This is a genomic window from Endozoicomonas sp. (assembly GCF_051008435.1).
Lineage (GTDB): Bacteria > Pseudomonadota > Gammaproteobacteria > Pseudomonadales > Endozoicomonadaceae > Endozoicomonas_A.
On sequence record NZ_JBPCXO010000204.1, the window covers coordinates 1 to 6837 of the forward strand.

Annotated in this window: 10 protein-coding genes; 6 read left to right on the plus strand and 4 right to left on the minus strand. The window is 45.8% G+C overall.

The genetic code is table 11. The features are described 5' to 3' along the window. Positions 1-622 precede the first annotated feature (622 nt). Both ACR2PX_RS10505 and ACR2PX_RS10510 read left to right on the plus strand, forming a co-directional pair. Positions 623-1882, plus strand: coding sequence for a peptidoglycan DD-metalloendopeptidase family protein (locus ACR2PX_RS10505; RefSeq protein ID WP_433999308.1), 1260 nt, complete (start codon positions 623-625; stop codon positions 1880-1882). Between the two features lie 370 nt (positions 1883-2252). After that, complete coding sequence (locus ACR2PX_RS10510) at positions 2253-2684, plus strand: DUF962 domain-containing protein (protein ID WP_433999309.1); 432 nt, start codon at positions 2253-2255, stop codon at positions 2682-2684. 19 nt (positions 2685-2703) lie between these two features. Here the strand turns inward: ACR2PX_RS10510 and ACR2PX_RS10515 are convergent, their stop codons facing one another. The 4 genes from ACR2PX_RS10515 to ACR2PX_RS10530 form a co-directional block, all read right to left on the minus strand. After that, positions 2704-2910, minus strand: a complete 207-nt coding sequence (locus ACR2PX_RS10515; RefSeq protein ID WP_433999310.1) for a hypothetical protein — start codon at positions 2908-2910, stop codon at positions 2704-2706. A gap of 235 nt (positions 2911-3145) precedes the next feature. Then, positions 3146-3400: a hypothetical protein gene (locus tag ACR2PX_RS10520; RefSeq protein WP_433999311.1), complete on the minus strand. Its 255-nt coding sequence runs from the start codon at positions 3398-3400 to the stop codon at positions 3146-3148. After that, positions 3400-3819: a type II toxin-antitoxin system YafO family toxin gene (locus ACR2PX_RS10525; RefSeq protein ID WP_433999312.1), complete on the minus strand. Its 420-nt coding sequence runs from the start codon at positions 3817-3819 to the stop codon at positions 3400-3402. Before ACR2PX_RS10525 ends, ACR2PX_RS10520 begins: the two co-directional genes overlap by 1 nt. Before the next feature lie 2 nt (positions 3820-3821). Beyond that, entirely contained in the window at positions 3822-3986 is a 165-nt protein-coding gene (locus ACR2PX_RS10530; RefSeq protein WP_433999313.1) for a hypothetical protein, read from the minus strand. A gap of 116 nt (positions 3987-4102) precedes the next feature. Between ACR2PX_RS10530 and ACR2PX_RS10535 the strand changes: the two genes are divergently transcribed. The 4 genes from ACR2PX_RS10535 to ACR2PX_RS10550 all read left to right on the plus strand — a co-directional run bounded on the left by ACR2PX_RS10535 (position 4103) and on the right by ACR2PX_RS10550 (position 6552). After that, a complete protein-coding gene (locus tag ACR2PX_RS10535) occupies positions 4103-4816 on the plus strand; it encodes a PLP-dependent aminotransferase family protein (protein WP_433999317.1) in 714 nt (237 codons plus the stop codon). Positions 4817-4883: 67 nt separating this feature from the next. Beyond that, positions 4884-5144: a DUF5062 family protein gene (locus tag ACR2PX_RS10540; RefSeq protein WP_433999314.1), complete on the plus strand. Its 261-nt coding sequence runs from the start codon at positions 4884-4886 to the stop codon at positions 5142-5144. A 128-nt stretch (positions 5145-5272) separates the two neighbouring features. Continuing rightward, on the plus strand, positions 5273-6115 hold the full coding sequence (locus ACR2PX_RS10545; RefSeq protein WP_433999315.1) for a putative RNA methyltransferase: 843 nt from the start codon (positions 5273-5275) through the stop codon (positions 6113-6115). Then, a complete protein-coding gene (locus ACR2PX_RS10550; RefSeq protein ID WP_433999316.1) occupies positions 6112-6552 on the plus strand; it encodes a cupin domain-containing protein in 441 nt (146 codons plus the stop codon). Before ACR2PX_RS10545 ends, ACR2PX_RS10550 begins: the two co-directional genes overlap by 4 nt. Positions 6553-6837 lie beyond the last annotated feature (285 nt).

Here is a 6837-nt window from a genome sequence, read left to right on the forward strand (position 1 = left end):
TAGTGAGGGTGTTGCACACATGTCTGATCCTTCAGAAATTTTGATCCTTACAAATCAATCGTCTCCTGAAGGCTATTTCTGTTGCAACCCCTCACTTTTCATCAGCCAACCTGTAAAAGCCCCGAAATAAAACAAATGCCGGTTAAATTTTTTTAATCCAACGCTAAAAAGAATGCACTCGCCCATTAAAGCGGCCACATGATACAGACGTACAAATATTAGAAAAGAAGAATTATTCCTTACTGATATAAAAAAATACTGATGTATAAATTCTGCTCTAAGTAGAACCCTCTCACTGGCAAGCATCCAACATAAAAACTCTGGGCAATCAGTCTGTTTTTACGCTTTCCATTTTCCAGTCCGACACCAACCTGGTAGATGTCCTGATAGGCAGTATTGTGAACAATTCAAGTTGCTGAACAAGCTAAGGACAACTGTCCATAGTTCACTTTATAGAGGACTGTGATACTGCCGGAAGTTTTTCAGCCGGGGTCCAGAGTGAATGCCTGCCAACCGTATTTTTAAAGCCTGCGCAAGGCTGCTTGACAGACATCATCGATCGTTCAGCCAACCATCCAGCTTCAAGATCCAATGCAGCTTGCCGGCTGTTCTGATACTTTCCATGTCCTTTTCCGGGGGTTCTTTTGCCAACTCCAACGACAAGGGTGAGCCAGGGGATTTTGAGTTCCATGCGCCTCTCTTTGACTCAGAGCTTGAGGCCCCCGAACAGGATCCCTTGCAAAGTTTTATCGAACAAAAAGCGGGTCAGGAAATATGGAGGGAGTACACCCCTTCCAGCAGCGATAATATCTGGACCTTCTTTCAAAACCAGTCTCTGTCTGAACTGGATTTGATTGATCTGTTTAAAGTCGACAAAGCGGAAGCTTACCTCGCAGATCTTGAACCCGTCGAAACTATTCGATACCAGCTGTACGGAAATAACCGACTGGCAAGACTCAGCCTGACAATGAAGTCTGGCGAGACCGTATTGCTTCAAAAGAATGAAGACAGCCTTTTTGCCCTGAGCATCAATTCAGGCGATCAACTGCCTGAGTTCAAAACTTTTACGGGTGAAATTCAGGGCAGCTTGTATCAAAGCGCGAGAAAATCGGGCGTTTCTACCTCTGCCATCCTGCAATTTGCAACGATTTTCCAGTGGCAGATTGATTTCAACAAGGATCTGCGAGCAGGTGACCACTTTGAGCTGCTGATTGACGATTCTCTGAAAAACAGCGAAGGCTTTGACGGTAATATTCTGGCCGCCAGGCTGTATCAGGAAGATGAAACCCACACAGCGGTTCGCTACAGCGACGGTCAGTACTACACGCCAGAAGGAAAGATGCTGAGTAGCTCTTTCTCCCGTTACCCGCTGGGCAAAAAGAGTCGAATCAGTTCAGGGTTTAATCTTGCGCGAAAACACCCCATTACCGGCCAGATTCGCCCACACCGGGGAACCGACTGGGCGGTGCCAGTTGGCTCAGCAGTGTACGCCCCAGCAGACGGAGTAATTGTCAAAGCGCAAAAAAACCATCCCGCTGCAGGTACCTTTATCGAGATGAGAAACGGCAGACGCTATGTCACCCGGTATCTTCATTTGAGCCAGTTGAATGTGAAAACAGGGCAACAGGTTCGCAAGGGGGATTTAATTGGCAGAACCGGCAACACTGGTTTATCCACAGGACCTCACTTGCATTACGAACTGTTTGTTGATGGTCAGGCAGTGGATGTTATGACTGCAAAACTGCCGACGGGTGAAGCCTTGCAGGGGGATGCATTGACGCGATTTCAAATAGCAACACACCCCCTGATCTCGGCAATGAATCAGGATCAAGCGGAAACCTTGATTGCCCGCGAGGAGAATCTGCGCCCGAAAGCTGACTGATTCTGAAAAACCGTGACGCATTTTAAAATCAGTAAGAACAACCTCATAGGTCAGGGTATCAATAAACAAGGTTGAGAGTTGCGTAAGCCTGACCGAAATGGCGCTCGAGCATAAAATTCAGTAGCTCGAGCGATCTATTCTCAGGCAGATTTCCTGGCAAAGGCACCTGACAAATTGCTCTTCAAGCCAAAGCAAAAAGATGTATCTCAACCTGAATGCAACTGGACCGTGAGCCAAATAAGAAAGAGGATTTACAGAAAGTGTCTCTATCGCTTTCGAAATACTTTCTAGCCATGCAAAATAGCATTCGTCTATGAGAATAATAATAAAAATGCTGCTTAAGCATGTTTCGGGAGAATGAGGCACCGCTATGCAAATACGAACCCTGAATGAATGGCTGGAAGCCTATGCCGAAAGTCATCAGAACCCTACCAACAAGCTGATTCACTGGGTCTGTGTCCCGGCCATTATGTTCAGTATCCTCGGTATCATCTGGTCGTTCAGCACCATCGCTGCTTTTGTCGCCATGGCGATCACCATGATCTTTTATTTTATGCTTTCACTGCCGCTTTCCCTGGCCATCATCGGGGTTTACGCTGCTATGGCTTTCATTGCCGAGAGTATTGGCGAGCCGCTGCTGATGGTCAGTATTGCTATCTTTGTGGTGTCCTGGATATTCCAGTTTGTGGGTCATAAGGTGGAAGGCAAAAAGCCCTCCTTTTTTGAAGACATACAGTTTCTGCTGGTCGGCCCACTCTGGTGCCTGAGCTTTCTCTTTAATAAGTGGAATCTGAGGGTCTGACAGGGAAACTCTCCCTGCTTTACCAGGCTTCAGAGTAATCAGGCTGTCCGGTACCTGCTGGTGTGTTTTCATCCACAGCCATAGTGGTTATAACCTGCTGCAGTCTCAACTCTCCCGTCCAGACAGGAAGGTCCAGATCCTCAGGATCTTCATTGGCTGGACCGGTTCTGACCTTGACCGAAGCTTCCTCCAATTCTATGGCCAGGGAAAAGCCTACATGAGCCATGCGTGCTTCATCCTACAAGGTCAGTCAGGAAAAACACGTCAAACAAGCTACAGAAACTGGAGCAGGGGTTATCTGAAGAAATAGCTCTTCAATGGGTAAAGCAGGTAACCAGCTTAGTTTTTATAACTAGAGCATCTTACTCTGCTTGTCAGAAAGGGGGGGGGAGCCTAGCGACCTGGAATTCTCACCAATATACGCATATCTTGTATTGGTTTTTTCTATATCCATTATTTTTCTATTCAGCTACTGATAAGTTACATTCGTCCCATTCAGGCCATCCGGCTTTAATAGATGCCATAAAATCCGTCATCGTAACCCATCCAACAACCTCTGCCGTATAGCCCAAAACCCATTTCTTACCATCCCAAGGTATAAGGTCATATGTGCCTAATCCATTAGGATATTTTACAGCAACAAAAAACTGACTTTCATAGGGCGGCACTTTACTTGGACTTTTCCACTCTACCTTATTAATATTTTCTTGCATCATTATCTGGATTTCCTAAAAGATTCTGCTTGATCTATAAGCCAGCGCATATAATTCATATCTTCAACTTTTGCGTGAGCATCTTTTTCTATATAATCAATAATATAGTAGTGCTCAGGATTGAAGAAACCTTTTGAATATATCAAAAAACTATCACTTGTTTGATAGTACGGGTCAGATACTTTTACAACGTCCAAAAGCTGTGCTTTTGGGCTATGCATAAGGTGGACATGCATGAGCTCTGCGAGTTCAGCTGATGGTTTTGGCCTGTGAAAGGGCGCGTCTCGGCCAAAAGACCTAACTCGATAACCTTTTTTATAGGCTTTAAAATCTTCGATTATTTTCTGTAACTGTTTGTTTTCTCTACTGAGTTCATGCAAAGTTCTTCTGGTATAAATCTTAACATCCTCATCCCTACTCATACTTAAACTTCCACGACCCCATCAAATTTTCCTTTCATTGATTGGTCTCTAGATTTGTCAAAAGCGTCTTTTACTTTTTGCCGATTTTCCTTGGTCGCAATAAACTTCTCATTATAATGAGCCTTTTCTTTAGACAAGGCGTTGTTCGATTTTTTTTCATTACTCATAGCGATTTCCTCACATTAATGAATTGACACTCCGAATATATCACAGGAAAAACTCAGTGCTGAAACTTCTTTATGTTGTTATAGGTATTTGATAAAAAAGGTTTGATTCTGAAAAACTGAAAACAAACAAACGCCCACCCAAACTGCTCTATGTGACACCGGCCCACCAATACCCTCTGGGGGCCATGATGCCGCTTGAAAGAAGAATGGAATTACTGGACTGGGCCTATGATCAGCAGTGCTGGATTATTGAGGATGATTATGACAGCGAATACCACTATCAGAGTCGGCCGGTAGCCAGCCTCCAGGGGCTCGCACGACAGCAGCAAGTTATTTATATGGGTTCTTTCAGCAAGGTTCTGTTTCCTTCCCTGCGTCTGGGCTACCTGATCCTCCCACCCAGTCTCGTCGATGTTTTTACTAAAGCCAAACAGGAACAAACTGGCGTTACTCCTTTGCATACCCAAGCTGTAACCGCCACCTTTATGCAGGAGCGCCACTTCAGTCGGCACCTCAGGAAAATGCGACTTCTCTATGAAGAAAAGCTCAACGCTCTGATTACAGCCTGTCAGACACTCACTCCCTGGTGCGCGCTCCATACCCAGGGAGCCGGTATGCACCTGGCACTTGAGTTCAAACCAGGCATCTGTGAGAACACAGTCGTTCAACAGCTCAAAGCTAAAAACATACTTTGTAGCCCATTGAGCAGTTACTTCTACGGGCAAAAAAAGCAACAGGGACTGGTTCTGGGGTTTGCCAACAGCACGGTAGAAGAAATTGTCCTTGGCATATCCATTCTTGAAAAGATTCTCAGTTCAAACGGCACATGAGCATGAGATCCCATGAGCTATGATGTACCCTTTATTGTGAAACCAAGCGATCAAAACCGGGTAGCCAATGAAAAAATTGAAAAATGAAAGTGAACTGGTCAAAGAAGCGCTGAGGATCGGGGCTGTTTATGCTCAAAAACGCAAAGTTGGTCAATTTGAGCCAACAGACTCTTCCAAACGAAAAATCGAATACCTATACAGGCTGCTGGTTCACGACAAACTGATCCAGCCTCTGGTCAAGGGTGAAGAAAGCGAACCCAATATGAAGCGGAAGCTGGCTTTGTGGATATCTCGCCAACTGCCGGAAAACCATCCATTGTTAAAATAAAAACATTCCCTAAACAGCCATCAGCGAAAGAAACCTTTTTCGAAGCTTCCCAAATGGCAATTTTTTCGTGGTAAAACGGGGCGATTGCAGTAAACTTCGCGGCTCGAATCAAACCCGCTCCGAAAATCATGACCATTACTCTTCGCTGTCCTGTCTGCCATGAACCTCTGGCACAGTCTCTACCCTCTTCCGGTAGTGGACTGGGCTGCAGCCAGAACCATCAGTTTGATCAGGCCAGGCAGGGGTACTTCAACCTGCTGCCGGGGCATAAGAAGCGCAGCAAAAACCCGGGTGATGATAAAACAATGGTCCAAGCCAGAACCCGCTTTCTGGACAAGGGCTACTACCAGCCGGTGGCCGACTCTCTTGCTGGAATTCTGAGCAGACTCTCTGAATCTATAGAAAACCCATTGTCTATTCTGGATGCGGGATGCGGTGAGGGTTACTACACAGAAAGATTGCAACAGACTTTTCCTGACGCATCAGTAGCTGGCATTGATATTTCCAAGCCCGCGATTATGGCCTGCTGTAAAAGAAGCAAAGCGATTCAGTGGCTGGTCGGTAGCGTAAATGATATTCCCGTCAAAGATCAGGAACTGGACGTCATTGTTAGTGTATTCTCACGCTGCGACTGGCATGAGTTTGCTCGACTGTTAAAGCCCGGTGGACACTTGCTGGTGCTGGCTCCCGGAGAACAGCATTTATTGGGACTTCGTCAGGTCATCTACGAAACGGTCAGACCTTATCCTGTTGATAAACTACTGGAACAGCTCCCTGAACACTTCTCATTAACCGAAACTCTGCCTGTTCAAGGTGATATGCAGCTCAATTCCACCGACGATATTATGGACCTGCTGGCAATGACCCCTCATTACTGGCATGTTAAACCTTCCCAAAAAGAAAAGCTGGCCAATCTCGGTGCTCTGCAATGCAGCTTTGATATGAAACTCTACGTGATTCAACGAGCATGATAGCCAATATAGAAGAAATAAAATGGGACGAATGGCAGCACGGTGACCAGTTTGGTACTCGCTCCAAAAATCTGGGTCGGGCAGCAGGTGCACAGAACCTGAGCATGCGTATGGTCGAATTAGAACCCAATAAGCAGTCTTCGCCACTGCTGTTTCATACCGAAGATGAAGAACATATATTTTTGGTAGAAGGGGAAGCGACTTTATTGGAAGGTGATGAGCAATCCCATCTGGTCGCAGGTGACTACGCCTGTTTTCTCGCCGGAGAAGAGATAGGCCACGCTCTGCTTAACCACAGCGAAACCATCTGCCGCTTTCTGATTTTCAGTCAGAACAACCCAAGCGATATTGTTGTTTACCCGGAACATAATCGCATGCTGGTCAAAGCCCTCGGACAAGTCTTCAGCAACCAGCCCGAAGACGGTTTTATCGGATGAACCCGACAATGTCATAAAGTGCCGAGCTTCTCGCACTGCTCTACTGTCATCTCATACTGATTCTCGTTCGATTCATGCTTATTGCATGAATCGAACGAGAATCAGTTTCCATGGCGGAAAAGAACTGACGAAAAGCCGACGAGTGATGCTCACTTCTTTGTAACTATTCAGCCCCCTCAAAATAGGCTGGATTTTTCAGAGTTTTGTGCCATTTTCTACTAAACCTTTCTCTTCACTCTCAGTCATGACTCATATTGCACCCGATATACAGACCCGCGTCGTATT